This is a genomic window from Kitasatospora sp. NPDC022856, from assembly GCF_055561235.1.
The window spans coordinates 82028-107766 of the sequence record NZ_JBVHHE010000023.1; the positions used below are offsets into that span (position 1 = coordinate 82028).

Annotated in this window: 26 protein-coding genes and 1 pseudogene; 14 read left to right on the forward strand and 13 right to left on the reverse strand. The window is 74.3% G+C overall.

The window, feature by feature from the left end; translation table 11 throughout:
* Positions 1-16: 16 nt before the first annotated feature.
* The 4 genes from ACZ34W_RS26725 to ACZ34W_RS26740 all read right to left on the reverse strand — a co-directional run bounded on the left by ACZ34W_RS26725 (position 17) and on the right by ACZ34W_RS26740 (position 2428).
* A complete protein-coding gene (locus ACZ34W_RS26725; RefSeq protein WP_465607663.1) occupies positions 17-229 on the reverse strand; it encodes a hypothetical protein in 213 nt (70 codons plus the stop codon).
* The gene (locus ACZ34W_RS26730; protein ID WP_465607664.1) at positions 220-645 is read right to left on the reverse strand and encodes a hypothetical protein; all 426 of its coding nucleotides are present in this window, start codon (positions 643-645) and stop codon (positions 220-222) included. The genes ACZ34W_RS26725 and ACZ34W_RS26730 overlap by 10 nt, the downstream gene beginning before the upstream one ends.
* Positions 646-1004: 359 nt before the next feature.
* Entirely contained in the window at positions 1005-1559 is a 555-nt protein-coding gene (locus tag ACZ34W_RS26735; RefSeq protein ID WP_359810767.1) for a DUF1990 family protein, read from the reverse strand.
* Positions 1556-2428: a YndJ family protein gene (locus ACZ34W_RS26740; protein WP_329486994.1), complete on the reverse strand. Its 873-nt coding sequence runs from the start codon at positions 2426-2428 to the stop codon at positions 1556-1558. The genes ACZ34W_RS26735 and ACZ34W_RS26740 overlap by 4 nt, the downstream gene beginning before the upstream one ends.
* Before the next feature lie 157 nt (positions 2429-2585).
* Here ACZ34W_RS26740 and ACZ34W_RS26745 point away from each other — a divergent pair, with 157 nt between their 5' ends.
* Positions 2586-2855, forward strand: coding sequence for a DUF1876 domain-containing protein (locus ACZ34W_RS26745; protein WP_329486993.1), 270 nt, complete (start codon positions 2586-2588; stop codon positions 2853-2855).
* A gap of 360 nt (positions 2856-3215) precedes the next feature.
* Here ACZ34W_RS26745 and ACZ34W_RS26750 read toward each other — a convergent pair whose 3' ends face one another.
* The 5 genes from ACZ34W_RS26750 to ACZ34W_RS26770 form a co-directional block, all read right to left on the reverse strand.
* On the reverse strand, positions 3216-3656 hold the full coding sequence (locus ACZ34W_RS26750; RefSeq protein WP_352296051.1) for a PPOX class F420-dependent oxidoreductase: 441 nt from the start codon (positions 3654-3656) through the stop codon (positions 3216-3218).
* A gap of 79 nt (positions 3657-3735) precedes the next feature.
* Positions 3736-5346 carry a cytochrome bc1 complex cytochrome b subunit gene (qcrB, locus tag ACZ34W_RS26755; RefSeq protein ID WP_359839376.1) on the reverse strand — a complete coding sequence of 537 codons (1611 nt, stop codon included), beginning with the start codon at positions 5344-5346 and terminating at the stop codon, positions 3736-3738.
* A 290-nt stretch (positions 5347-5636) separates the two neighbouring features.
* Positions 5637-7157: an MFS transporter gene (locus tag ACZ34W_RS26760; RefSeq protein ID WP_465607668.1), complete on the reverse strand. Its 1521-nt coding sequence runs from the start codon at positions 7155-7157 to the stop codon at positions 5637-5639.
* Between the two features lie 131 nt (positions 7158-7288).
* Positions 7289-7954, reverse strand: coding sequence for a TetR/AcrR family transcriptional regulator (locus tag ACZ34W_RS26765; protein ID WP_329486989.1), 666 nt, complete (start codon positions 7952-7954; stop codon positions 7289-7291).
* A 135-nt stretch (positions 7955-8089) separates the two neighbouring features.
* Positions 8090-8647, reverse strand: coding sequence for a GNAT family N-acetyltransferase (locus tag ACZ34W_RS26770; protein WP_329486988.1), 558 nt, complete (start codon positions 8645-8647; stop codon positions 8090-8092).
* A gap of 179 nt (positions 8648-8826) precedes the next feature.
* Between ACZ34W_RS26770 and ACZ34W_RS26775 the strand changes: the two genes are divergently transcribed.
* From ACZ34W_RS26775 to ACZ34W_RS26800, 6 genes are all read left to right on the forward strand, one after another.
* Positions 8827-10173 carry an ATP-grasp domain-containing protein gene (locus ACZ34W_RS26775; protein ID WP_465607671.1) on the forward strand — a complete coding sequence of 449 codons (1347 nt, stop codon included), beginning with the start codon at positions 8827-8829 and terminating at the stop codon, positions 10171-10173.
* Positions 10170-11021, forward strand: coding sequence for a Rossmann-like domain-containing protein (locus ACZ34W_RS26780; RefSeq protein ID WP_465607673.1), 852 nt, complete (start codon positions 10170-10172; stop codon positions 11019-11021). Before ACZ34W_RS26775 ends, ACZ34W_RS26780 begins: the two co-directional genes overlap by 4 nt.
* On the forward strand, positions 11018-12148 hold the full coding sequence (locus ACZ34W_RS26785) for a PLP-dependent cysteine synthase family protein (RefSeq protein WP_465607675.1): 1131 nt from the start codon (positions 11018-11020) through the stop codon (positions 12146-12148). Before ACZ34W_RS26780 ends, ACZ34W_RS26785 begins: the two co-directional genes overlap by 4 nt.
* Positions 12145-13197 (forward strand): dipeptide epimerase, encoded by a 1053-nt coding sequence (locus ACZ34W_RS26790; protein WP_465607677.1) that lies wholly within the window; start codon positions 12145-12147, stop codon positions 13195-13197. The genes ACZ34W_RS26785 and ACZ34W_RS26790 overlap by 4 nt, the downstream gene beginning before the upstream one ends.
* Before the next feature lie 53 nt (positions 13198-13250).
* Positions 13251-14066, forward strand: coding sequence for a class I SAM-dependent methyltransferase (locus ACZ34W_RS26795; protein WP_465607679.1), 816 nt, complete (start codon positions 13251-13253; stop codon positions 14064-14066).
* A 235-nt stretch (positions 14067-14301) separates the two neighbouring features.
* Positions 14302-15090 (forward strand): VOC family protein, encoded by a 789-nt coding sequence (locus ACZ34W_RS26800; protein ID WP_396491655.1) that lies wholly within the window; start codon positions 14302-14304, stop codon positions 15088-15090.
* Positions 15091-15157: 67 nt separating this feature from the next.
* On the opposite strand, the gene ACZ34W_RS26805 is transcribed toward ACZ34W_RS26800, so the two are convergent.
* Together ACZ34W_RS26805 and ACZ34W_RS26810 are read right to left on the reverse strand one after the other, a co-directional pair.
* Positions 15158-15619: a hemerythrin domain-containing protein gene (locus ACZ34W_RS26805; protein ID WP_329486981.1), complete on the reverse strand. Its 462-nt coding sequence runs from the start codon at positions 15617-15619 to the stop codon at positions 15158-15160.
* Positions 15620-15737: 118 nt separating this feature from the next.
* Positions 15738-16331, reverse strand: a complete 594-nt coding sequence (locus tag ACZ34W_RS26810) for a TIGR03086 family metal-binding protein (RefSeq protein ID WP_380390568.1) — start codon at positions 16329-16331, stop codon at positions 15738-15740.
* Positions 16332-16553: 222 nt separating this feature from the next.
* Here ACZ34W_RS26810 and ACZ34W_RS26815 point away from each other — a divergent pair, with 222 nt between their 5' ends.
* Both ACZ34W_RS26815 and ACZ34W_RS26820 read left to right on the forward strand, forming a co-directional pair.
* Positions 16554-17126, forward strand: a complete 573-nt coding sequence (locus ACZ34W_RS26815) for a DoxX family membrane protein (protein ID WP_465607682.1) — start codon at positions 16554-16556, stop codon at positions 17124-17126.
* 456 nt (positions 17127-17582) lie between these two features.
* A complete protein-coding gene (locus tag ACZ34W_RS26820; protein ID WP_465607698.1) occupies positions 17583-20084 on the forward strand; it encodes a collagenase in 2502 nt (833 codons plus the stop codon).
* Between the two features lie 90 nt (positions 20085-20174).
* Here ACZ34W_RS26820 and ACZ34W_RS26825 read toward each other — a convergent pair whose 3' ends face one another.
* Positions 20175-20936, reverse strand: a complete 762-nt coding sequence (locus ACZ34W_RS26825; protein ID WP_329486978.1) for a PP2C family protein-serine/threonine phosphatase — start codon at positions 20934-20936, stop codon at positions 20175-20177.
* A 261-nt stretch (positions 20937-21197) separates the two neighbouring features.
* On the opposite strand from ACZ34W_RS26825, the gene ACZ34W_RS26830 reads away from it, so the two are divergent.
* The 4 genes from ACZ34W_RS26830 to ACZ34W_RS26845 all read left to right on the forward strand — a co-directional run bounded on the left by ACZ34W_RS26830 (position 21198) and on the right by ACZ34W_RS26845 (position 25119).
* Positions 21198-22304, forward strand: a complete 1107-nt coding sequence (locus tag ACZ34W_RS26830; RefSeq protein ID WP_465607700.1) for an LLM class flavin-dependent oxidoreductase — start codon at positions 21198-21200, stop codon at positions 22302-22304.
* Positions 22301-22933, forward strand: coding sequence for an FMN reductase (locus ACZ34W_RS26835; RefSeq protein WP_465607685.1), 633 nt, complete (start codon positions 22301-22303; stop codon positions 22931-22933). Before ACZ34W_RS26830 ends, ACZ34W_RS26835 begins: the two co-directional genes overlap by 4 nt.
* Before the next feature lie 276 nt (positions 22934-23209).
* Positions 23210-24304 (forward strand): Dyp-type peroxidase, encoded by a 1095-nt coding sequence (locus ACZ34W_RS26840; protein WP_465607686.1) that lies wholly within the window; start codon positions 23210-23212, stop codon positions 24302-24304.
* Complete coding sequence (locus tag ACZ34W_RS26845) at positions 24301-25119, forward strand: family 1 encapsulin nanocompartment shell protein (protein WP_329486974.1); 819 nt, start codon at positions 24301-24303, stop codon at positions 25117-25119. The genes ACZ34W_RS26840 and ACZ34W_RS26845 overlap by 4 nt, the downstream gene beginning before the upstream one ends.
* Here the strand turns inward: ACZ34W_RS26845 and ACZ34W_RS26850 are convergent.
* The gene (locus ACZ34W_RS26850) at positions 25116-25292 is read right to left on the reverse strand and encodes a hypothetical protein (protein ID WP_465607689.1); all 177 of its coding nucleotides are present in this window, start codon (positions 25290-25292) and stop codon (positions 25116-25118) included. The two genes, ACZ34W_RS26845 and ACZ34W_RS26850, sit on opposite strands and share 4 nt — an antisense overlap.
* 351 nt (positions 25293-25643) lie before the next feature.
* Between ACZ34W_RS26850 and ACZ34W_RS26855 the strand changes: the two are divergent.
* A pseudogene (locus ACZ34W_RS26855) lies at positions 25644-25739 on the forward strand (electron transfer flavoprotein subunit beta); the annotation flags it as partial.

The following is a 25739-nucleotide window of genomic DNA, read 5'->3' on the forward strand; positions in this document are numbered from 1 at the left end:
GGTCGGGGGGCCGGTGCTAAGCCTCCTCGGTGTCCGCGCCCAGGCCCACCGCGCGGGCGAGGGCGGCCGCCAGCGGCGGGTCGGGATGGTGGTCCGCGGCCCAGGCGTCGGCCAGCCGCAGGAAGGCGGCGAGCTCGTCCGCCGCTCCGGTGACGAGGCGGCGCAGTCCGTCGAGCGGCAGCTCGATGACGGGACCGTCCCGGACGGCGCCGTCCGGGGTCAGCCGCACGAGCGTGCCCTCGCGCCGGGCCTGCGGAGTGGGGCCGTGGCCGAAGAGGGCGAACCCGTCGCCGTCCAGGACTTCGTACCAGTCCCGCCACTCCTCCAGCCCGTTGCAGCAGCCCGGACGAAGGACGGTGCCGGTGGCCGGGGCGAAGACCCGGAAGCGCCGGGGGCGGCCGGGTACTCCGAGGTCAGCAGGCCGTGCAGGAACCGGCCGGCCGGGTCGCCGGATCCGGCCGGTTCCTCGCCGGGGCCGGGCTCGGCCTCGTTGTGGTCGGCGATCTGCATCACCGCCGTACCGACGTCGGCCGGGCTCATCGCGGCGCCCAGTGGGAGGAAGCCGCACGGCTCGTACGGGCCGACGGGCCAGAGGTCGAAGCCGTCGCGGCCGGGCGTCTCCAGGACGGGCTGCATCTCGATCACCGGGCGAGTCTGACGGACCCCGCTCGGGACGGCGCCCCGTTGTCGGGAGTCGTGCCCCCGGGGCTTCGGCTGCCCCGGGCCGATCCCGAACGCCGGCCGGTGTCCGCCGCTCCCGGCGGGCACTGCCGCTCGGGACGGCGCCCCATTGTCGGGAGTCGTGCCCCCGGGGCTTCGGCTGCCCCGGGCCGATCCGGAACGCCGGCCGGTGTCCGCCGCTCCCGGCGGGCGCTGCCGCTCCGGTCCGGTCATGCGTCGCGGCCGGCACCTGCGGTTACCGCCTCGCCTGAGCCCGCCGGCTGCGGATACCCGGGCGGATCCGGAACGCCGACCGTGCGCCGAACCCGCGCCCGCGCCCCCGGCTACCGCCCCGCCGACGCCCGCTGTTCCGCCGCTGCGGCGATCCGGGTCAGGGCACGGGCGCAGCGGCGTGCGAAGAGCCGCTGGCCCAGCGGGAGCAGCGGGCCGGCGAGGTGGGCGAACCAGCGGTCGGGGCGGCTGAAGGCGTTCACGGTGAACCGGACGGCCTTGTCGGGGCCCATCTCGACCAGGAAGGTCTCCTCGCCGACCGCGAGGTGCCCGCGCCGGGTGCCGTACGCGAAGCCGAAGCGGTCGGGGCCGTCCGCGCTCCAGATCACCCGGCAGGGGGCGGCGGCGCGCACCGGTCCGAGGCCGATCGCGCAGGTGACGGCGGTGCCGGGGGTGGCCCGGGTGGCTTCGGCGGCGATGCGGACGCCGGCGGCGCGGTGCATCCGCCAGTCGAGCACGGCGGCTCCGGCGGCTTCCAGGGCGGCGCGGCCGTGGCCGATCAGGGCGCGGTGGCGGAGGTGGTGGTAGCCGCCGGGCAGCGGGCGGTCGGGGGTGGTGCTGGCGCCGGTCTCGGGGTAGTTGAGGTCGGTGGCCCGGGGGCGGTTCATCGCAGGGCTTCCTTCGGGTGGGGGAGGCGCGCGGTCGGCGCCTGGGGTCGGGCGAGGCGGCGCCAGGCGAGCAGTGAGCAGAGCGCGAAGCCGAGGGCGTTGCCGACGCCGTGGGTGGCGGCCATCCAGGTGAGGGTGGGGTGCGGGACGCCGGAGGCCTCGCCCAGCGCCCACCAGAGCGCGAGCAGCATGGTCGCGGCGAGGACGGCGGAGGCGGTCCCGAGCAGGACGGCGGCGGGCCGGTCGGCGGTGCGGGTGCGCAGGTCCCGCCAGGTGAGCAGGCCGACCAGCCACATCCCGGTGGTGAGCACGACGGCTCCGGCGAGTTCGGCCCAGTCGTCGACGAAGTAGCCGGCCAGGACGAGCAGGGTGCCGAGCGGCACGCTGAGCGCGGCCCAGCGGGCGGCGGCGCTCTCCGGCGCGGCCCGGCAGACCAGCCCGGCGACCAGGGCGGCGGTGAACCCGGCGTAGTGGAAGTGCGGCACGGTCAGCGCCAGGATGTCGAGGTCGAAGCCGAGGAGTTCGTGGCCCGAGCGCTCGGCGACCAGCGCGAGCCCGGCCACCGAGGGGGTGGCGAGGGCGGTGAGCACGGCGATCTCGCGCGGCGCGAGCGAGCGGGTGCGGGCGAGCCGGGCCGGTGCGTGGGCGGCCAGGGCGAGGGTGCCGAGCGCGTAGAGTGCGGCGCAGCCGGTGGCGAGGCCGCCGCGCGGCAGCCAGAGCGACAGTGCGCCGGGGACGGCGGCCAGGGGCCAGAGCCGGCGGACGCGGGCCAGCCCGGGCTCGTCGATCAGGGTCAGGCCGAGCGGGATCACGGCGCCCATGCCGAGCAGGACCAGCAGGTCGACCAGCTCCGCGGTGCCTCTGCCCATGGTGGCCGCACCCCTTCCTTGAACACGTTCAAAGCCTTGTGCCAGTGACTGTACGCGGCGCACTTGAACGTGTTCAAGTCGAGCCGGAGCCGCCTCCCCTGGTGCTCGCGCCGCAGGCGGCGCACTCTGGAGAAGGAATCTCTGGAGGTGATCCGCCATGCAGACACTCGTTGGTTGGCACATCGAGATGGAGTTCCGTGAGGAGGGGGCGCGGACGGCCGCCGCCGCCCTGCTGAGACTCGGTGACGGAACCGAAATCCGCGCCCACGGCTACACCAGCCGCCACCCGTCGGACCCGGAGCAGCTGCGGGTCGGCGAGGAGGTCGCCGCCGCCCGGGCGCTCAACGATCTCGCCTCGCAGCTTCTCACCAAGGCCCACGGCGAGATCCAGGACGCCAGTCCCGTCCCGTCCCACCCGCTGTCGTGACGGCGCCGCAGGTCGGTGCCGGCTCCGGGGCCGAGGAGCCCAGAAGGGCCCGCATCCCGCTGATCTGTCCGCGCTGCGGGCGGGAGCAGCAGGTCGTCCCAGGTGGTCCCGACCGGGCCGTGCGTGTCGTGCACGCCGGGACCGGCCGGGAGGCCTGCGAGCCGGGCGACCTCGCCACGGCTCCGGACGACGTGGGCTGAGCCGGGCCCGTCCGGCCCGAGGACGAAGGCGACCCGGCAGGCGTAGGCGAACCCACGGGCGCAGGCGAACCCAGGGGAGTAGGCGAACCCACGGACGACGGCGGTGCCGGGACCGGTCCTGTGACCGGTCCCGGCACCGCCGCGCCCGCCTCGCGGCCTCTCAGTTCGGGCAGTACGACGTCGGCAGCTGCCACTCCGGCCCGACCAGCCGCTGCTCCACCCGGCTGAGCGTGATCCGGATGCCGACCGTCCCGGACAGGCCGAGCCGGAACCGGCTGCGGGCCAGTGCGATCAGGGCGGTCATCCCGTACTTGTTGATCAGCGAGGTGCGGTAGCGCGCGGTGTCGTCCGGGTCGCAGACCGTCGCCCGCGCGGGCAGCTGGCGCCCGGTCGGGCGCCCGTGGGCGTCGCAGGGGCCGACCAGCACCCGGGGGTGGCGGCGGATCCGCTCGGCCTCGCCGGAGTGGGCGGGGGTCCAGATGCCGAGCGCCGTGCCGTCCGCCACCACCCAGATCGCCGAGCGCAGCCGGCTGCCGTCCTCGTCGAAGGTGGTGAGCAGGAGGTATCTGGTGTCGGCCAGCCGGTCGGTACGGTCGTGCACGATGTTCTCCCTGTCCAGGGGCCGGGCGCGGTCCGTCGCCGCGGGCGCGGTCCGTCGCCGCGGCGCCGGAGCGGGCGGCTCAGTGACCGTGGCCGCCGGTGATCTCGTGGTACTCCTCGGCGGTCGGCCGGGGGATCCTGGCGCCCTCGCCGTGCAGTCCGCGGGAGAGCCTCGCGCGGACGCGGGTGAGCGCGCCGACCGGGTGGGCCACCCCATTCTCGTCCACCGGGGCCGGTAGTTCGAGGGGGCGGGGCTGCTCGTGGGCGGTCAGCCGGTGCAGTTCCGCCGGCGCGAGCGGGGCGTGCGCCTCGGTGAACTCGCCGTGCGGCAGCCGCCTGATGAGGCCCGTCTCCCGGCCGTGCAGCACCTTGTCCCGGTCGCGCCGCTGGAGGCCCAGGCACCACCGCTTGGTGATCACGAAGACCACCACCGGCACCACGAAGAACCCCACCCGGACGGCGTAGGTGATCGAGTTCAGCGACAGGTGCAGACGGGTGGCCACCAGGTCGTTGCCGCCGCCGATCAGCATCACCAGGTAGAGCGCGATCCAGGCCGCGCCGAGTGCGGTGCGCACGGGGGCGTTGCGCGGGCGGTCCAGGAGGTGGTGCTCGCGCGCGTCCTCGGTCAGCCAGGACTCGACGAAGGGGTAGACCGCGATCGCGCCGAGGATCACCGGGAAGAGCGTGAACGGGATCAGCACGCCCAGGTTGAGGGTGTGCCCCCACAGGCCGACCTCCCAGCCGGGCATCACCCGGATCAGCCCCTCGGCGAAGCCCATGTACCAGTCCGGCTGCGCGTCGGTGGACACCTGGTCGGGGCGGTACGGGCCGTAGGCCCAGATCGGGTTGATCGAGGCGACGGCCGCCATCAGCGCGATGATCCCGAAGACCAGGAAGAAGAACCCGCCGGCCTTGGCCAGGTAGACGGGCATCAGCGGCATGCCGACGACGTTCTGCTCGGTCCGGCCGGGGCCCGCCCACTGGGTGTGCTTGTGGTAGAAGACCAGGATCAGGTGCGCGACCAGCAGGCCGAGCATGATGCCGGGGATCAGCAGCACGTGGACGGTGAAGAACCGCGGCACGATGTCGTGGCCGGGGAACTCGCCGCCGAACAGGAACATCTGGACGTAGCTGCCCACCAGCGGGAGGGCCAGGACCACGCCCTCGACGAAGCGGATGCCGGTGCCCGAGAGCAGGTCGTCGGGCAGTGAGTAGCCGAAGAAGCCGTCCAGCAGGCCGAGGAAGAGCAGCAGGAAGCCGAACAGCCAGTTGATCTCGCGGGGCTTGCGGAACGCCCCGGTGAAGAACACCCGCATCATGTGCACGAACATCGCCGCGACGAACACCACGGCCGCCCAGTGGTGGATCTGCCGGATCAGCAGCCCGCCGCGGACCTCGAAGCTGATGTCCATCGTCGAGGCGTAGGCCTCCGACATCGGCACGCCCTTGAGCGGGACGTACGAGCCGTCGTAGATCACCTCGCCCATGCCGGGCTTGAAGAACAGCGTGAGCCAGACGCCGGTCAGGATGATGATGACGAAGGTGTAGAGGCAGATCTCGCCCAGCATGAAGGACCAGTGGTCCGGGAAGATCTTGCGCACGTTCGCCCTGGCCAGGGTGTAGACCCCCAGCCGGCCGTCCGCCCAGTCGGCGGCCCGCCGGCCGCGTCCGGGGTTCTGATTCCGGGTCATTTCCACGCACCTCGGTCCATGAAGCGGGGATCGTTCCCCGCTTCGAGCTGGGACCAGAGTAAACGGGGCCAGCTCCCCGTTTCTACCCGGGGTGCCGCTGTCGTCTCCACGGCGACCCGGAATAGGCGAGGGGCGCGGAAGCGACGCCCCGGAAACGGCCGCCCGGAAGCGACGCCCCGGAAACGGCGAGCGCCCCGGAAGCGGCGAGCGCCCCGGAAACGGCGAGCGGCCCGCCCGGTGTCGAAACACCGGACGGGCCGCTACGCACCCTTTGTGTGTACCCCGGAGGGTCAGTGCACCAGCACCGGCACCTCGTTGCTCTCCACCGCACCCGAACCCGTCGCCGCCTGGTCGGGGCGACCGGCGTTGATCAGGGTGAAGGCGATCGCCGCGGCGGCGACCAGGATGCCGAAGGACCACCAGATCGCGGTCGAGAAGCCGTGCACCATGCCCTGGAACTGCGCCGCCTGGGCCGCGGCCGGGCTGGTCACGGCGGTGGCGTGGGAGGCCAGCCAGGTCGCCGTGGCGCTGGCCGCGATGGTGTTCAGCAGTGCGGTGCCGATGGCGCCGCCGACCTGCTGCGAGGTGTTGACCATGGCGGAGGCGACACCCGCGTCGCGGGGCTCGACACCGTGCGTGGCCAGGCTCATCGCGGGCATGAACGCGGTGCCCATGCCGAGGCCCATCAGGATCAGACCGGGCAGGATCAGCGCCGGGTAGGAGGTGTCCAGGCCGATCTGGGTCAGGATCAGCATGCCGACCGAGGCGACCAGGAAGCCGGGCGCCATCAGGTAGCGGGCCGGCACGCGGGTCATCAGCCGGGCGCCGATCTGGGTCGAGCCGGTGATCATGCCCGCCACCATCGGCAGGAAGGCGACGCCGGTGAGCACCGGGCTGTAGCCGAGCACGATCTGCAGGTAGTAGGTCAGGAAGAGGAAGAGGCCGAACATGCCGATCACGGCCAGGCCGAGCGACAGGTAGACCCCGCCGCGGTTGCGGTCCAGGATGACCCGCAGCGGCAGCAGCGGCGCCTTGACCTTCATCTCGACCACGGCGAACGCGGCCAGCAGCACGGCGGCGGCGGCGAACAGGCCCAGCGTGATGCCGGAGCTCCAGCCGTCCGACTCGGCGCGGGTGAAGGCGTAGACCAGGGCGACCAGGCCGGTGGTGACCAGCAGCACGCCGGGGATGTCCAGGCGGTTGCGGTTGCGGCCCTGGGCGGGCTCGCGGATCACCATGACGGCGCCGACGGCGGCGACCACGGCGAACGGGATGTTGACGAAGAAGGTCCAGCGCCAGTTCATGTACTCGGTCAGCAGGCCGCCGAGGATCAGGCCGATCGCGCCGCCACCGCCGGCGATGGCGCCGTAGATGCCGAACGCCTTGGCGCGCTCCTTGGCCTCGGTGAACATCACGGCCAGCAGCGAGAGCGCGGCCGGCGCGAGCAGGGCCCCGAACACGCCCTGCAGGGCGCGGGCGCCGAGCAGCATGGCGGTGTTGGCGGCGGCGCCGCCCAGCGCGGAGGCGAGGGCGAAGCCGGTCAGGCCGACCACGAAGGTCCGCTTGCGGCCCCACAGGTCGGCGATCCGGCCGCCGAACAGCAGCAGGCCACCGAAGGCCAGCGCGTAGGCGGTGATCACCCACTGGCGGTTGCCGTCGGTGATGCCGAGGTCCTTCTGGGCCGAGGGCAGGGCGATGTTCACGATGGTGGCGTCGAGGACGACCATCAGCTGGGCGAGGCCGATGAATATCAGGGCCTTCCAGCGCCGCGGATCGGGCTGGGTGGCCGGCAGGGCGTCGGTTTTTGGCATGGGAGTACTCACTTCGGGGTGCGGTGCGTACGGATCAGGGGAAAGTCGGGCGTGCGGGCGGGCACGGTCGGCCCCGGCCGCCGGTGCGGCAGTGGACCGGCGGGCCGTCGGTCAGCGCTCGGCGCTGCGGGTCAGTGCTCGGGGTGGAAGTCCTCGAAGGTCGCGGCCCGGCCGGGCAGGGTCGAGCGGGCGGGCGCCCGCAGGCCGTCCAGGAACAGCTGCAGGTGCCGGTGGACGAAGCCGTCCAGGAACTGGCAGGAGGTGCCCGGCAGGGGGCGGGTGAGCTGGCTCATCGCGATGAACAGGTCACCGGGGTCGACGTCCGGCCGCAGTTCGCCGGCCTCCTTGGCGCGTGCCATGAGGTCGTCGACGGCGGTCACCAGTCGCTCGCGCGCGTCCGTCAGGTCCGGATCGAAGGGGTCGACCCGGTTGGTGAGGATCGGGCAAAGGGCGCCCATCTTCTCCTCGACCGTGGCGTGCGCGAACCGCTGGAGGGCGTCGAACGGGCCGGAAGCCTCCGCCGTCGCCGATTCGGCGATGGCCAGGATACGGCCCTTGATGAGCAGCGCCACCTCGCGGATCAGCGCCGAGCGGTCCGGAAAGTTCCGGTACAGCGTGGCGTTGCCCACGCCGGCCCGCTTGGCGATCTCGTCCAGCGGCGCGTCCGCGCCGTGCTCGACGAGGGCGTCCCGCGCCGCCAGCAGGATCCGCTCACGGTTGCGAGTCGCGTCCGCGCGCAGCTTCGGCGTGCGGACGGGCTCCGTGGTGCGGGTCGCCGCGGTGACGGTGCTGCTCACTTCTCGCTCCTCCCAGCATAGCGGGGAAACTTTCCCCGTTTAGGCCTACGAAGGAGCAAACGGGGATTCGGTCCCCGGAAATTCCCCGCTGGGTGTGACCTGCGTCGCATCCACCCGCAGGGTGGAAGCGCGGCGTCAGACCCGCGCCGGCCGGCGCAGCGGGATCTCGAAGTGGACGGTGGCCACCCCGGGGCCGTGCTCGCCGCTCGGGCGGGCGTCGTGGACCTCCTCGGCGAGGCTGCGCCAGAACGCCTCGGCGCCCGGGACGGCGGCGTTGGTGTGCAGGTAGAGGTGCCGGTAGCCGCCCTCGTCCACGGCGAACTCGCATGCCCGGCGCACCAGTTCCCGGGCCAGTCCGTGCCGGCGGTGCTCGGTCCGGACGTAGACCCGGACCAGCTGGGCGGTGCTGCCGTCGGGGTAGCGCTCGGCCAGCTCGCGCGGGTGCGGCGGGTGGACCGGCCCGCGGGAGTGCAGTGCGGTGGTGGCGACCACCTCGCCGTCCCGGGTGGCGACCAGCAGGGCGTGCCGGGGGTGGTCGAGGTAGTGCGCCTGGAGGTCGACCACGTCGGCGTGCCAGTCGGGGACGTAGCCGTAGCCGAACTCGCGGTAGAAGGTGTCCAGGATCAGCCGGCGGGCGCCGGGCACGTCCTCGGGCAGGGCGTGCCTGATCACATAGGCATCCGGACGGTCCATCGGAGGGCTCCACGGGTCGGGTCGGGGCTGGGTCCCCGCCACCGTACCTGAAAACGAATGTCATCTGACGCCCTGTCGGAAGAGCCGCGCGAGCGTGTTGAAAATGAAAACGAATGCCGTTACGGTCGCCTTCGGCACGTCGGACCGGCTTGCCGCGCGCGTCGTCGAGAGGGAGATCCGTGGCGCATCTGCTGGTGATCGAAAGCTGGGTCGGCTCCATGAGCAGACTGCTGCCCAGGGCCCTGGGGGAGAGCGGCCACCGCTTCACCTTCCTCACCCGCGACCTGCACCACTACCTGCGGGAGGCGCCCACCGACGGCCCGCACCCGCTGCTCGCCGCGGAGAACGTGCTCACCGCCGACACCAACGATCCCGCCGCCCTGCTCCCGCACGTCGAGCGGCTGCACGGGGTGCTCGGCTTCGACGGGGTGATCTCCTCCTGCGACTACTACCTGCCGCTGGTCGCCCGGGTCGCCCGCCGGCTCGGGCTGCCCGGGCCGGCGCCCGAGGCCGTCGCCGCCGCCTGCCGCAAGGACCTCACCCGCCGCGCGCTCGCCGCGGCCGGCGTCCCCGGGCCCGCGTACGCGCTCTGCGCCGACCGGGAGCAGGCCCTGGCCGCCGCCCGGGAGCTCGGCTTCCCGCTGGTGGTCAAGCCGGTGGACCTCTGCGCCGGGATGCTCGTCCGCGCGGTCGCGGACGAACGCGAACTGGCCTCCGCGCTCCGGGCCCTGGAGGCCTTCCCGGCCAACGCCCGCGGCCAGCTCCGGGCCCCCCTCGTCCTGCTGGAGGAGCTGCTGACCGGCCCGGAGGTCAGTGTCGAGACCGTCTGCGCCGACGGCGACACCGTGGTGATCGGGGTCACCGACAAGAGCGTCGGCGGCGCGCCCGCCTTCGTCGAGACCGGCCACATGTTCCCCGCCGTGCTGAGCGCCGAAGACACGGCCGCCGCGGCCGGGACGGCCGTCGCCGCGCTGGCCGCCCTCGGCCTGGACCGGGTCGTCGCGCACACCGAGATCAAACTGACCCCGACCGGGCCCCGGGTGGTGGAGGTCAACCCCCGCCCGGCCGGCAACCGGATCACCGAGCTGGTCCGCCGGGTCACCGGCGTCGACCTCGCCGCCGCCTGCGTGGACCTCGCGCTCGGCCGCCGTCCCGACCTGACCGTCCACCGCACCGGGGTCAGCAGCGCCGCGATCGCCTTCCTCGTCCCGGGGGAGGGGCAGGCCGGCCTGCTGGAGGGCTTCGAGGGCGAACCGGCCGTCCGGCGTGACGGCGCCGTGGTCGAGCTGGCCCTCGCCGCCCCCGGGCGCGACGTCCGGCCCGCCACCAGCAACAACGAGTACCTCGGCCATGTGATGACCACCGACACCGCCGGCGCCGGCGCCCGCCGGGAGGCCGAGCGGCTGATCGCCGGGCTGACCCCCCGCTACACCGCCGACGGCCCGGACGCGGGGCCCGCCGGGTCGAAGGGCCCGCCCGCACCCCTCCGGTCCGACCGCGCCGCCGGGGCGGCGGTGTCCGGATGACCACCACCCTCCCCGGTACGGCCCTGGACCGGATCGCCGGGCGGGCCCGCGCCGGAGCGTACGGGCCCGACCCGGCCGGGCAGCGGATCGCCCTCGCCTTCACCACCGCGCAGGCCGTGCGGCACGCCGGACGCGCCCGCGGCTACCGCAACGAGGTGCTCAGCCTGCGCCTCGGCGCGGCCGTCGGCTCCTGCGCGGTCGAACCCGGCGAGCTGCCCGCCGAGGCGCTCACCGACTGCGTCGGCGCGTCCGTCGCCGAACTGCTCGACCACCCGCTCGTACCGGTCCGGGTCGCCGCGCTCGACGCCTACCTGATGCGTTGCCGCCCGCACGGCCCGGCCCACGGCGCCCGGCCGGTGACCGTTCCGGCCGGTGACTCGCTGGCGAAGTCCCGGGCCCGGGCGCGCGCCGTCGTCGGCCTGCTCCCGGCCGCGACGACCGGCCGGGTGCTGGTCGTCGGCGTGGTCAACTCCCTGCTGGAGCAGCTTCGTTCGCGCGGCCTCGGGTACCTGGCCTGCGACTTCGTCGGCGGCACCACCGAGTGGGGCGAGACCGTCCACCCCGACGCGTCCGCCCGGCTCGACGAGTGCGACGCGATCCTCGCCTCCGGCATGACCCTCGGCAACGGCACGCTCGACCCGCTGCTCGCGCACGCCCGCGCCACCGGCAAGCCGCTGGTGCTCTTCGCCCAGACCGGCAGCGCCGTGCTGCCCCGGCTGCTCGGCGACGGCGTGAGCGCCGTCAGCGCCGAGCCCTACCCCTTCTTCTGGCTCGACGGCGGCCCCAGCCCGCTCCACCTGTACGGCGGGCACCCGCCGGCCGGCCGGGCGGACGGCGGTGGCCGGTGACCACGCTGCTCGCCCCCGCGGCCCTCGGCAACCCCGACCTGCTGCCGCTGCTCGGCCGCACCCCGCTCGCCCGGATCGGCACCCCGCTGCCGCACCCCCACCCCGGCTTCTGGGCCAAGCTGGAGGGCCTCGGCGCCGGCGGGATGAAGGCCCGGTCCGCCGTCGCCATACTCCGCGGCGCCCACGAACGCGGTGAACTCCGGCCCGGCGCCACGGTGGTGGAGTCCACCTCGGGCACCCTCGGCATCGGCCTCGCCTTCGCCGGTCAGGCCCTCGGCCACCCCGTCGTCCTGGTCGGCGACGCCGAACTCGAACCGTCCATGCGCCAGTTGCTCCACTCCTACGGCGCTCGGCTGGAGCTCGTCTACCGGCCGGCCCGGCACGGCGGCTGGCAGGCCGCCCGGCTGGCCCGGCTGCGCACCCTGCTCGACCAACTCCCCGGCGCCTACTGGCCCGACCAGTACAACAACCCCGACAACGCGGCCGGCTACCGGGCGATGGCCCGGGAGATCACCGCCGAGCTCGACCACCTGGACGTGCTGGTGTGCAGCGTCGGCACCGGCGGCCACAGCGCCGGGCTGGCCGAACCGCTCCGCCGCCGCTGGCCGGCCCTGCGGATCATCGGCGTCGACTCGGTCGGCTCGACCATCTTCGGCCAGCCCGCCCGGCCCCGGCTGATGCGCGGACTCGGCAGCTCGATCCACCCGCGCAACGTCGCCCACCAGGCCTTCGACGAGATCCACTGGGTCGGCCCGGCCGAGGCCGTGGACGCCTGCCGCCGGCTGGCCCGCGGGGCCTTCGTCACCGGGGGCTGGAGCACCGGCGCCGTCGCCCTGGTCGCCGCCTGGGCCGCCCGGGTGCAGCCGGGCGCCGCCGTCGCCACCGTCTTCCCCGACGGTCCGCACCGCTACCTGGGCACCGTCTACGACGACGCGTTCTGCCGGCGGCACGGGCTGGGGGCGGAGCACGCCGCGCCGCGCCCGATCGAGATCCCGCACCCCGCCGCCGTCGAGGTCACCGGCTGGGCGCGCTGGCGCACCGGGCACGGCGGCCCGGCCGGCCCGGCCGTCCGCCCCGACCGCCCGGACCTCCCCGACCCCACGGACCGCCCCGGGGAGGGCCGATGAGGCTCGACGTACGCACCGTACGGCTCCGGCTCGCCGAACCGCTGCGGATCTCCCGCTCGGTGACCGCCGAGCGCGACGCCGTCCTGGTCGCCCTGCGGTACGACGGCCTCACGGGCCGCGGCGAGGCCGTCGCCAGCGGCTACCTGCGCCGGCCCATCGAGCTCATCCGGCGTGAACTCGACGAGCTGCGACCGGCGTTGGAGCGCCTGCCGGATCCGGACCAGGCGCTCGCCGAACTCCGCCGCGGCGCCGCCCCGTTCAAGGAGCTGTCGGCCGGGGTGCTGGCCGCCGTCGAGGCCGCCCTGCTCGACCTGGCCGGCCGGCGGGCCGGTGAGCCCGTCCACCGGCTGCTCGGCCGGCCGGAGCCGGTGGCCGTCGCCACCGCCCGCACCATCGGCATCGAGCCGCCCGACCGGGCCGCGGACCGGGCCGCCCGGCTGGCCGCCGCCGGGTTCACCGTGCTCAAGGTCAAGGCCGGCTCCGCCGATCCCGCGGACGACCTCGCCCGGGTCCGCGCCGTCCGCGAGGCGGCCCCCGGGGCCGGGCTGCTGCTCGACCCCAACGGCGCCTGGACGGAGGAACAGGCCCACCGGCTCCTCCCGGACTTCGCCGCCGCCGGCGTCGAGGCCGTCGAGCAGCCGATCGCCCCCGGCCGTCCGGACGCGCTGGCCGCCGTCGCCGAACGCTCACCGGTCCCGGTGATCGCCGACGAGGACGCCGTCGGCTACGAGGACGCCTGCCGGCTCGCCGGGCGCGTCCACGGGGTCAACCTCAAGCTCGCCAAATGCGGCGGCGTGCACCAGGTGCTGCGCATCCGGGCGGCCCTGCGGGGCAGCGGCACCGAGCTGATGCTCGGCTGCCTCGTCGCCAGCTCGCTCGGCATCGCCCCGGCCGTCCACCTCGCCGACCGGGCCCGCTGGATCGACCTGGACGGGCACCTGCTGCTCGCCCACGACCCCTGGCAGGGCATCGGCGGCAGCGACGGCATCGTCCGCACCCCGGCCCGGGCCGGGCTCGGCGTCCGCCCGGCCCCGGCCGCCGGGCGATGACGCGCCACCGGACGCCGCCCGCCCCCCGCCCGCCCACTCCCCAGCGAGGCCCGATGACCGGCCACAACCTGCTCACCGACACCCCGGAGCTCTACGAACTCCGCTTCCCCGACCCGGGGTTCGTCGCCGCCCGGTGGGCCGAGTCGGTGCTCCGCGAGCACCGCGCCGGGCCAGAGGTGCTCGACCTCGGCTGCGGCACCGGGCGGGACGCCGGCTGGCTGCACCGCGCCGCCGGGCGGGCGGTGACCGGCGTCGACAGCTCGGAGGCGATGATCCGGCACGCCCGCACCCACCACCCCGGGCCCGCCTACCACGTGGGCGACATGCGGACCTTCCGCCTGCCCGGCCGCTTCGACGCCGTCCTCTGCCTGGACAGCGCCCTCCTTTACTGCCACACCAACGAGGACCTCGACGCGCTGTTCGGCCGGCTCCGCCGCCACCTGCGCCCGGGCGGCCTGCTGGTCGCCGAGCTGCGCAACGGTGCCTTCTTCCTCGGCCGCACCGACCTCCTCGACGCCCCGCGCACCGACCGCGTCACGCACGACGGCGTCACCCACACCTCGCACACCGTGCTCCGGATCGACCACGCCGCCCAGCTGCTGCGCCGCACCCGGACCTGGACGAGCGACGACGGCGCCCCGGCCGTCGTGCAGCACTCGGCCTGGCGGCTGCTCTTCCCGCAGGAGCTGCGCGGTCTGCTCGCCGCCCACGGCTTCACCGTCCTCGACCTGTACGACCGGCCCGGTCCGCGCACCGAACCGCCCTGGACCGAGGGGGCCCGGCCCGCCGACACCGCGGCGGGCGACCGCCTCCACCTGGTCGCCCGGCTCCAGGGCTCGGTCGGCGACCGGCGGGGGAGGTGGCGGTGACCGCACCCGCCCTCCGGCCGACCCGGCCCGCAGGACCCGAGCGGCGCCGCTACGCCGGGTAGCCGCCCGTGCCCGGGCGGTAGCCGCACGCCCGGCGGGCGGCGCGAGCGCCGCCGTCCCTGCGCGCCGCGGCGTGCCCGGGTCGGCATGTCGGCCTAGGCTGAACCCGCCCGGGCGGCCGGTAGGCCGTGGGAGTCGGGAGGGGCCCGGCGGCCGGGCGCCGAGGAGGTGCGCGATGGGCAGCGGTGAGACCGCCAAGGTGCGCTGCGTGGCGGCCGTTCCGTGCTGGGTGAGCCTGATGGCGCGTGATCTCGACGCGGCGAAGGCGTTCTACGGGCCGCTGCTGGGCTGGGAGTTCGAGCCCGGACCGGACCGCTTCGGCCCGTACGTGCACGCGGTGGCCGGCGGCGAGGCGGTGGCCGGTCTGGGGGTCGCCGGCGGTGCCTGGCAGATGCCCGTGGCGTGGACCAGCTACTTCGGGACGGAGAGCGCCGATGCCGCCGCCGACGCCGTCCGTGAGCGCGGCGCGACCCTGGCGGTGGGCCCGCTGGCCTTCGACGCCGGGCGGGTCGCGTTCGCCGCGGACCCGGCGGGCGCGGTGTTCGGAATCTGGGAGGGCCCGCTGGGCCGGGCCCGGCGCCTGGACCTGCCGGGCGCGCCGGTCTGGATCGAGCTGCGCACGCCGGACCCGTTCGCGGCCGCGCTCTTCTACGGCGAGGTGTTCCGCTGGGACGGCCGCGATCCGGAGCACTTCGAGGTGCGCTGGGAGCACGACCGGGTGGTGCTGCGGGCCGAGGGCCACAGCGTGGCGGCCCTCGCCAGGGAGCAGGCGGGCGGCCCGACCGGGCTGTCACCGCACTGGGAGGTGTCGTTCTCGGTGCCGGACACCGACGCGGCGCTCGCCCGGGCGGAGGAACTCGGCGGCTCGGCCCTCGGGGCGGCCTTCGACTCGCCGTACGGGCGGGTGGCCCGCCTCCGGGACCCGGAGGGCGGCCGCTTCGCGGTGATCAGTCCGAAGGCCTGAGGCCCGCGCCGCCGTAGGACCGCCGGGCGCCCTCGGGCCTGCGGCGGGCCCTGACCGGCCGGCGCGGCTACGGCCCCGGCTCGGCGGCCTCCCGCCGCCCGGCCCGCAGCCGCTCGCCGAGTTCGGCCCGGGCGGCGGCCGGCAGCGCCTTCCGGGCGAGCGGGAAGACCTGCTCCTCCTCCACCGCCAGGTGCCGGCGGACGGCGTCGGCGAGGCCCTGGTACAGCGTGGCGAAGGCCGGCTCGCCCGGTCCGACCCCTTGCAGGTCGGAGAGGTACTGGCCGATCGCGAGGTGCTCGTGGATGCTCGTGAACACCACCGCCCCGCCGTCCGGCACATCGTGCTGGACGACCGGGAACAGGTACTCCTCCTCGGCGGCGCAGTGGGCGAACAGCAGGTCGGTCAGCTGCCCGACCAGCTCGCCGCGCTCGGGCGCGCCGTCCGGCGCGGCCTCGATCCGGGCGAGCAGCTCCGTCACCGCCCGGTGGTCGGCGGTGAACTCGCCGAGGATGTCAGGCCTGCGGCTCATGGCGCGCCCGCCTCTCGTCCGGTGATCCCCCCGAACACCTCCAGTATCCGGCGTCCGGCACCGGTCGGGCCGGTCGTACCACCCCGGGTGACCGGCCGGGGACCCTGGGTGTCACGGGTCAGGGGCGGTCGCGGCGGCCGGCGAGGGCGAGCAGCCGGGTCTGCGGGCTCGCGCCGTCCGGCACCGGCAGCGGCGGGTCGAACACTCCGCTGCCGGAGAGGTCCCCGTACCCGGCCAGCTCGCCGAGCGCGAACTCCACCAGGCCGTCCGGCAGCCGGGTGCCGTGGCCGATCGCCTCGGCGAGGTCCCAGGTGTGGACGACGGTGTCGGCGGTGAGCTGGTCCAGGTAGTACTGGCCGGAGGCGTCGCCGAACGAGAGGTGGACGGTCAGCTCGGTGGCGCCGGGCACCTCGAACGCGGTGCGGGCGGCCTCGGCGGCGGCCGTCCAGGCGGCCGCCGGGTCGGCGCCGAGGACATCGCCGTCGAACCGGCCGCCGACCTCGGAGACGGTCGAGCCCATCAGCAGCTCGGGCACCCAGAGCTGCTCGCCGGTGAGGTGGTTGACGAGGTCCCGCACCGACCAGTCGGTGCACGGAGTGGGCGCGTCCCACCGGTCGGGCCCGACCAGCCGGACGCGCTCGCCGAAGGCCGCCAGCGCCTCGGCGTACGGGGTGCCGGGCCGGGCCGGTCGCTGGAATTCCGTGTGAGCCATGCCTCCACCCTGCCCCGGTGCCCGGCCGGGCGCGACCGGTTGCCACGTACCGGTCGGCCGGTCCGCGTGCCCGTTCGCTCACTCCCCGCACTCGCGCCGGTTGTTCAAATTCGAACTCCCAGGTACGGTCGAACGGCGGCGGTTCGAATTTGAACGACCGGTTCGTTCGTAACCGTCCGTGACCCCTTTTGCTTCGACCGACCCCGATCGATGGAGACGCGCATGCCGAGCACCAGCCCGAGCACGACCGCCCCCACCACCGCCACCGTCCTCCCGGGCCGGGCAGCCCCCGAGCCCGCGCTGACCTCGCCGCACGCCTATGACGCGGGCCTGCTCCTGCTGCGCCTCGCGCTCGGCCTGACCATGGCCGCGCACGGCAGTCAGAAGCTGTTCGGCTGGTTCGGCGGCGGTGGCCTCGACGGCACCGGTCAGTTCTTCACCATGAGCGGCTACCCGGCCGGCGACGCCATGGCCGTGGTCGCCGGTCTCACCGAGACCTTCGGCGGCCTCGCGCTCGCCGCCGGCCTGCTGACCCCGCTGGCCGCGGCCGCCATCCTGGGCACCATGGTCAACGCGCTCGCCGTCACCTGGGGCGGCGGCTTCTTCGCGCCCAAGGGCAGCGAGTACGAGCTGCTGCTCACCGCCGGCGCCGCCGCGCTCGCCCTGACCGGGCCCGGCCGGTACGCCGTGGACCGCTTCCTGCCCGTCCTGCGCGCGCACCGGCTCGCGTACGGCGCGGCCGCGGTGGTGGTCGGCCTGGTCACCGCCGGCGTCATCCTGCTGCTGCGCACGTGATCCGCCCGGGTCCGGGGTCCGGGGGGCGGACCGCCCGATCCGCCCGACCTGCCTGACCTGCCCGGACCCGAGGGGCCGTCCGGTCCGCACGGTGACGTGCGCGGCTGCCGGCCGCTCAGCTCCCGGTAGGAGAACGGCCGTTGGGCCGAGGAAGTCGATTCCTCGGCCCAACGGCCGTTCGTCGTCACCGGTCCGGGGAGCCTGCCCCGGGGTCCGGCCCGAAGGCCGGTGTCCAGGGGCTTCACACGTCATGTGATGTATGCCATTGTACATGTCACACTCCCCACCGTGTGCACGACGGAGCCGCCCCACGGCGCCGTCGCAACGGTCCTCACTCCCGTCAAGGCCGCGTCTCCCCAGCGCGGTTGAAGAAGGCCCGGAGGCCCCCACGTGAGAACCGCACGACCTCTTTCACCACTGCCTCAGTTGGCCAGGCTGGTGACGATCGCCCTGGCGATGCTCCTGGCGCTCGGCCTGTTCGCCCCGCGCGGCCAGGCCGCCCCTGCCCCGGTCCCGCCGCAGCCCGGCGGCGCCCCGTCCGCCACGGCGGCCGGTCCGGCCCCGCAGCCCGGCATCGGCGCCGCCGCGCAGGGCGACGGCCAGAACCGGTCCGTCCCCGCCAGTGACCGCGCCCCGCTCTCGGCCACCGCGCCCGCGGACGCCGCCTCGACGGGGGCGGCCGCCACGTCGGCCAAGTCCGCCGGGCAGCAGTCCGCCGCCGCGACCGCCGCGGCCTGCAACGTCGGCGACTTCACCAGCCGCACCGGCAGCGCCCTGGTCCAGCAGATCAAGTCCGCCGAACTCGGCTGCGTCAACCAGCTGTTCACGCTCACCGGCACCGACGCCAACAAGGCCTTCCGCGAGGCGCAGATGGTCACCGTGGCCAACGCCCTGCGCGACACCGCCGCCGCCTACCCGGGCAACAACACCACCTCCGCCGGACAGTTGGTGCTCTTCCTGCGCGCGGGCTACTTCGTGCAGTGGTACCACCCCGCCGACGTCGGCACCTACGGCACCGCCCTGCAGGCCGCGATCCGTGGCGCGCTGGACACCTTCTTCGCCAACTCCCACTCGCGTGACGTGAGTTCCGACAACTCGGGCACGCTGGGCGAGGCCGTCGTACTGATCGACAGCGCGCAGGAGAACGTCCGCTACCTGTACGTCGTCAAGCGCATGCTGGCCGACTACAACGCCGCCACCCACAACCCGGCCGGGATGGGAAACGCCCTCAACGGCGTCTTCACCGTGCTGTGGCGCGGCCACCAGATCCCCGCGTTCGTCTCGGCCGTCCAGGCCGACCCGAGCGTGCTGGACTCGCTGTACGGCTTCGCCGGCGCCAACAACGCCCTGCTCGGCGGTGACTACGGCTTCCTGGTCTACAACGCCACCCGCGAGATGGGCCGCTTCCTCCAGTACGCCCCGCTGCAGGCCAAGGACCGCCCGCTGGTCAAGGGCCTGGTCGACCAGGCCTCGGTCGGCGGCCGCACCGCCTACCAGTGGGCCGCCGCCGCCGAGATGACGGCCGCCTACGACGCCGCCAACTGCTCGTACTACGGCACCTGCGACGCCGCCAACCGCCTCAAGGCGGCCAATCTGACGGTCAGCTACACCTGCAGCCCGAGCATCAAGATCCTCGCCCAGGCCCTGGACTCCACCCAGCTGTCCACCGCCTGCACCAGCCTGACCGGCCAGGACGCCTACTTCCACTCCGTCGTCCGCGACGGCGGCCCGGTGGCCAACGACCGGAACACCACCATCGAGGTCGTGGTCTTCCACGGCCGCTTCGACTACGGCGTGTTCGCCGCGATCATCTACGGCATCAACACCAACAACGGCGGCATGTACCTGGAGGGCGACCCGGCCGCGGTCGGCAACCAGCCGCGCTTCCTCGCCTACGAGGCCGAGTGGGTGCGTCCGGACTTCCAGGTCTGGAACCTCAACCACGAGTACACCCACTACCTGGACGGCCGGTTCGACATGGCCGGCGACTTCAACGCCGGGATGACCACGCCGACCGTCTGGTGGGTCGAGGGCTTCGCCGAGTACGTCTCCTACTCGTACCGCAAGGTGTCGTACGACGCGGCGATGTCCGCCGCCGGCCTGCACACCTACAGCCTGAGCACGCTCTTCGACACCACGTACGACAACGCCGACCAGACCCGCGTCTACAACTGGGGCTACCTGGCCGTCCGTTACATGCTGGAGAAGCACCGCGCGGACATGGACGCGGTGCTCGCCAAGTACCGCGCCGGGGACTGGAACGGCGCCCGCGGCTACCTGACCTCCACCATCGGCACCCGCTACAACGCCGACTTCGACGCCTGGCTGACCGCCTGCGCGGCCGGCTCCTGCGGCACCGGCACCGACCCGGGCGGCAACCAGGCGCCCACGGCGGCCTTCACGACCGCGACCGGCGAGCTGAGCGTCACCTTCGTCGACCGCTCCACCGACAAGGACGGCACGATCGCCTCCCGCGCGTGGAACTTCGGTGACGGCACCACCTCCACCGCCGCCAACCCGACCAAGACCTACGGCGCGGACGGCACCTACACCGTCACCCTGACCGTGACCGACGACAAGGGCGCCACCGCGAGCACCAGCCGGGCGGTCACCGTCTCGCGGATGCCCGAGTGCTCCGCCGCCGACACCCGACTGCTCGACCGGAACTGCCGGCGGAGCAACCTGGCGGCGACCACCGGCAACTACGCCCACTTCTACCTCTACATCCCGGCCGGGACGAAGCAGCTGAAGCTGACCAGCACCGGCGGCACCGGCAACGCCGACCTCTACTTCAACACCGCCTCGTGGGCGTACACCAACGCCTACACGGCCCGGTCGGTCAACGCCTCCAACAACACCGAGACCCTCACCATCGACAACCCGCCCGCGGGTTACGTCTACGCCAGCCTCTACGCCCAGCAGGGCTTCGGCGGCGCGAACATCAAGGCCGAGTTCTGATCGGCCCCGGATGACCGGAGGCCCCGGGGGAGCGCGTGCGGCGCTCCGCCGGGGCCTCCCGCGTGGCCCCGGCGGCGGCTCGCGCCGGGGCTACCCGGCGACCCGGACCAGGGCCATCGTGATGTTGTCCGGCCCGCCGGCCTCGATCGCCGCCCTCCAGAGGTCGTAGACCGCGCGCCCGTCGGCCCGTTCCGATCCTTCGGCGGAGCCCGTCAGCAGCGCCGACAGCTCCTCCTCCGGCACCGGATCGGTCAGGCCGTCGCTGCACACCAGGTACCGGTCACCGACCGCCAGCGGCATGCCGCGCACATGCGGTTCGACGAAGGTCAGGCCGAACGAGCCGCCGAGCGACTGGGTGATCAGCGAGGTGGTCCGCCGCCCGGGGGCCGGCGGCGGACTGTCGTCCACGCTGATCCGGCGCAGGCCGTCCCGCTCCACCCGGTAGACCCGGCTGTCGCCGACGTTGAAGGCGACGATCCGCTCGGGGAGCAGCACCACGCCCGCCACCGTCGTGCCCATCGCGGCGAGTTCCGGATCCTCGGCCGCCGCGGCGTACACCGCCTGGTTGCAGGACTGCAGGGCCTCCCGGACGGTCTCCTCGCCCTCCAGGCCCGGCCCGGCGGCGGCCAGCCGCCGGGCCACCAGCGCGCTCGCCACCTCGCCCCCAGGGTGCCCGCCGAGCCCGTCCGCCACCGCGACCACGCAGGGCGGTCCGGTCGGGAAGAGCAGGGTCTGCGGGTTGCCGGTCACGGTCGCGCAGAGCGTCCACGGCCCGACCGTCAGGCTGTCCTCGTTGTGTTCGCGCACCAGGCCCTCGTGGCTCAGCGCACTCACCGCGATGTAGGCCGCCATCGGCTCGCCGCCCTTCCGGGACTCCGGGTCGGCCGTCCTTGCTCCTCCCATTGTCCCGCCGGCCCGGGAAACCGCCCGGTCCGCCCCGGGGCCCTCAAGGCCTGCCCGGCCCGTGTGCCGGTACGGCCCCGCACCCGTGCGGTCCTGGGCGGCCCGCGGGGCGCGCAGGGGAATACCGGCGGAACGGCCGGTGCTAAGATGGTTGAAACTTTGACGATCGAATCCCGCGCCCCGGGATTCACCAGGAGTGTGGTGAGCAGCATGCAGTTCGGAATCTTCACCGTCGGCGACGTCACCCCCGACCCGACCACCGGCCGCACCCCGACCGAGCACGAGCGGATCAAGGCGATGGTGGCCATCGCCCGCAAGGCCGAGGAGGTCGGCCTGGACGTCTTCGCGACCGGCGAGCACCACAACCCGCCGTTCGTGCCGTCCTCGCCGACGACCATGCTCGGCTACATAGCCGCGCGGACCGAACGCATCATCCTCTCCACCTCGACCACGCTGATCACCACGAACGACCCGGTGAAGATCGCCGAGGACTTCGCGATGCTCCAGCACCTCGCGGACGGCCGGGTCGACCTCATGATGGGCCGCGGCAACACCGGCCCGGTGTACCCGTGGTTCGGCAAGGACATCCGCCAGGGCATCCCGCTGGCGGTCGAGAACTACGCGCTGCTGCACCAGCTGTGGCGCGAGGACGTGGTGGACTGGTCGGGCCGCTTCCGCACCCCGCTGCAGTCGTTCACCTCCACCCCGCGCCCGCTGGACGGCGTCGCGCCGTTCGTCTGGCACGGCTCGATCCGCAGCCCGGAGATCGCCGAGCAGGCCGCCTACTACGGTGACGGCTTCTTCGCGAACAACATCTTCTGGCCCAAGGAGCACTTCCAGAAGCTGGTCGACCTCTACCGCGAGCGCTACGCCCACTACGGGCACGGCACGGCGGAGCAGGCCTACGTCGGGCTCGGCGGCCAGCTGTTCATGCGGAAGAACTCGCAGGACGCGGTGCGCGAGTTCCGCCCGTACTTCGACAACGCGCCGGTGTACGGCCACGGCCCCTCGCTGGAGGAGTTCACCGAGCAGACCCCGCTCACCGTGGGCAGTCCGCAGGAGGTCATCGAGAAGACGCTGACCTTCCGCGAGTCGTTCGGCGACTACCAGCGCCAGCTGTTCCTGATGGACCACGCCGGCCTGCCGCTGAAGACCGTGCTGGAGCAGCTGGACCTGCTGGGAGAGGAGGTCGTGCCGGTGCTGCGCGAGGAGTTCGCCAAGGGCCGCCCGGCGGGCGCCCCGGACGGGCCGACGCACGCGGCCCGGGTCGCGGCCGCACTCGCCGCGCAGGAGGAGACGACGGAGGTGGCCGAGTGAGCACGTACCGACTGGCGGTGGTGACCGCCGGGTTGAGCAAGCCGTCCTCCACGCGCCTGCTGGCCGACCGGCTGACCGAGGCGACGGCCCGTCAGCTCGGCGCGGCAGGCGGCGCGGTGGACGTCACGGTGATCGAACTGCGGGACCTCGCGACCGACATCGCGCACAACTTCGTGACCGGGTTCCCGGGCGCGGCCCTGCGCGAGGCGGTCGAGGCGGTGACGCGCGCCGACGGCCTGATCGCCGTGACGCCGATCTTCACCGCCTCCTACAGCGGCCTGTTCAAGTCCTTCTTCGACGTGATCGACCACGACGTCCTCGCCGGGAAGCCGGTGCTGATCGCCGCCACCGGCGGCACTCCCCGGCACTCGCTCGCCCTGGAGCACGCCGTCCGGCCGCTCTTCGCCTACCTGCGCTCGGTGGTCGTGCCCACCGCGGTGTACGCGGCGACGGACGACTGGGGCGCGACGGGGGACCGGCACACCGACGGCCTGCCGGGCCGGATCGACCGGGCAGCCGGCGAGCTGGCCACCCTGCTGGCCGGCCGCCCGCCGACGGCGGCGCCGTCACCGGCCGACACAGCGGCCGTGGTGCCGTTCGCCGAGCAACTGGCCGCCCTCCGGGCCTGACGGCACGAACGGGCGACGGCCGGAGCGGGACGAGAGCCGGAGCGGGACGAGGGGCGGGCCGGGTGGCCCGCCCCTCACGGGGGCGTCCGCCGGGCCGTGGCGCTGGGCCGGACGGGTGCGTGTTGATCGCGCCCGAATGTCCACTATGCGGTGTAATCGTACACATGATCAGATCACTGCCGCTCCGACATGCTCCGAGCGCGGAGCCGCTCCGCCCCACCGGCCGTCCGGTCGCGGACCGCCGGACCGGGCGGGGAAGCACGCGGGAACCCTGAAGTGGAGACCGTCGTGCCGCCCGAGAGCCCGAACGCGCCGGCCGGGGAGCCGCAGGCCGTCCTCACGCCGCTGACCAACGTCGCGATCTTCCTGGTGCTCACCATCGACCCCGGCGGGGAGCAGGCCGTCCGCGACCTGCTGCCCGACCTCGCCGGCCTGCGGCGCTCGGTCGGCTTCCGGGCCCCCGACGCCGGGCTGACCTGCGTCACCGGCATCGGCTCCGACGCCTGGGACCGCCTCTTCGCCGGCCCCAGACCCGCCGGGCTCCACCCGTTCCGGGAGGTGGCGGGCGCCCGTCACCGGGCCCCCGCCACCCCCGGCGACCTGCTGCTCCACCTGCGGGCCACCCGGTTGGACCTCTGCTTCGAACTGGCCGGCCAGCTCACCCGCCGGCTGGCCGGTGCCGCCACCGTCGTCGACTCCGTCCACGGCTTCCGCTACTTCGACGACCGCGACCTGTTGGGCTTCGTCGACGGTACCGAGAACCCCGAGGGGCGGGCGGCCGCGGCGGCCGTGGTGGTCGGCGCGGAGGACCCGGGGTTCGCCGGCGGCAGCTACGTCGTCGTCCAGAAGTACCTGCACGACCTCACCGCCTGGAACACGCTCCCGGTGGAGCAGCAGGAACGGGCCGTCGGCCGCACCAAGCTCACCGACATCGAGCTGGACGACGCGACCAAGCCCGCCGACTCGCACGTCGCCCTCACCACGATCACCGGCCCCGACGGTGAGGAGCGGCAGATCATGCGCTTCAACATGGCGTTCGGATCCTTCGACGGCGGCGGCGAGTTCGGGACGTACTTCATCGGTTACGCGCGCACGCCCGAGGTGACGGAGGAGATGCTGCGCAACATGTTCGTCGGCCGCCCGCCGGGCAGTCACGACCGGCTGCTCGACTTCTCCACGGCGGTGACCGGCTCGCTCTTCTACGTCCCGACCGCCGAGTTCCTCGACGGGCCGCCGGCCGCGCCCGCTCCCGCCGGCGCCCCGGCCGAGGTCACCGCCGCCAGTGCCGCCACCGCCAGTACCGCCACCGCCCCCTCCGCCGCCGACGGCTCGCTCGGCATCGGCAGCCTGAAAGGGACCCCTTCGTCATGAGCAATCTGCACCGCGACCTGGCCCCCGTCTCCGCCGCGGCCTGGGAGGAGATCGAGGAGGAGGCCCGGCAGACCTTCAAGCTCCACATCGCCGGCCGCCGGGTGGTGGACCTGAGCGGCCCCGAGGGCACCACCCTCGCCGCCGTCGGCACCGGCCACCTGACCGGCATCACCCCGCCCGCCGACGGGGTGCTCGCCCACGCCCGCGACTCCCAGCCCGTCGTCGAGCTCCGGGTGCCCTTCACCGTCAGCCGCGCCGCCGTCGACGACGTCGAGCGCGGCTCCCGCGACTCCGACTGGCAGCCGGTCAAGGACGCGGCCCGCACCATCGCCCTCGCCGAGGACCGCGCCGTCTTCGAGGGGTACCGGGCCGCCGCCATCGAGGGCATCCGCGCCGGTGCGAGCAACCCGGCGATCCAGCTCCCGGCGGACGTCCGCGAATACCCGAACGCGGTGGCGAGGGCGCTCTCCGCGCTGCGCCTCGCCGGAGTCGGCGGGCCCTACGCGCTGCTGCTCGGCGCCGACGCCTTCACCGCGGTCAGCGAGACCAGCGACCACGGCTACCCGGTGGCGGCGCACATCGCCCGGCTCCTCGACGGCGAGATCATCTGGGCCCCGGCCATCGAGGGCGCCTTCCTGCTGTCGGCCCGCGGCGGCGACTTCGAACTCGTCCTAGGCCAGGACATCTCGGTCGGCTACCTCTCCCACACCGCCGACTCGGTCGACCTCTACCTCCAGGAGTCGCTGACCTTCCGTCTCTACACGGCCGAGGCCGCCGTCGCCCTGGTCGGCCGGAGCCTGTCCGACCTGCCCTAGCGGAGCCGGGCGGCCGAGCGGACCAGCCGGGCGGCCGCCACCACCGGGAGGGCCAGGGTCACCAGGAGCGCGACCGTCACCGTGCGCGCGCTCAGGCCGCCGAGCACCACCGAGAGCACTGCCGCGACCACCGGGAGGACCAGGACGGGCGAGAGCGCGAGCAGCGTCGCCATGGCCGCAGCGCGCCGCGAGCGCCCGGCCCGGTCGGGGCCGCCGGACGGGTGGCCCCGGCGACAGGCCCGCCCGGAGGGTCCGGTGGATTCCGCGCGGGGTCCTGGACGATGCTCGCGGGCGCCCGGGGCTCCCCGGCGACGGGCGAAGGGTACTGAGTTCCTTTACGCGGGGTACTGAGTGCCGTATTCTCTGAGGCGAGCCTCTGACGCCAGTCGAAGAGAGCCGACACGGCATGCCGGTCCAGGTGGCGCCCGCTCCGCGTGCGGCGCGGCCGGGCCGGACTTGGCACTCAGTACCCTGGGCATGACCTGAGGCCATGGACCAGTGCACCCGTATCAGGAGAACCGCTCATGAGCTTGAGGATCGTTGTCTGTGTGAAGTACGTGCCGGACGCGACGGGTGACCGTCGTTTCGCGGACGACCACACCACCGACCGGGAGGGTGTG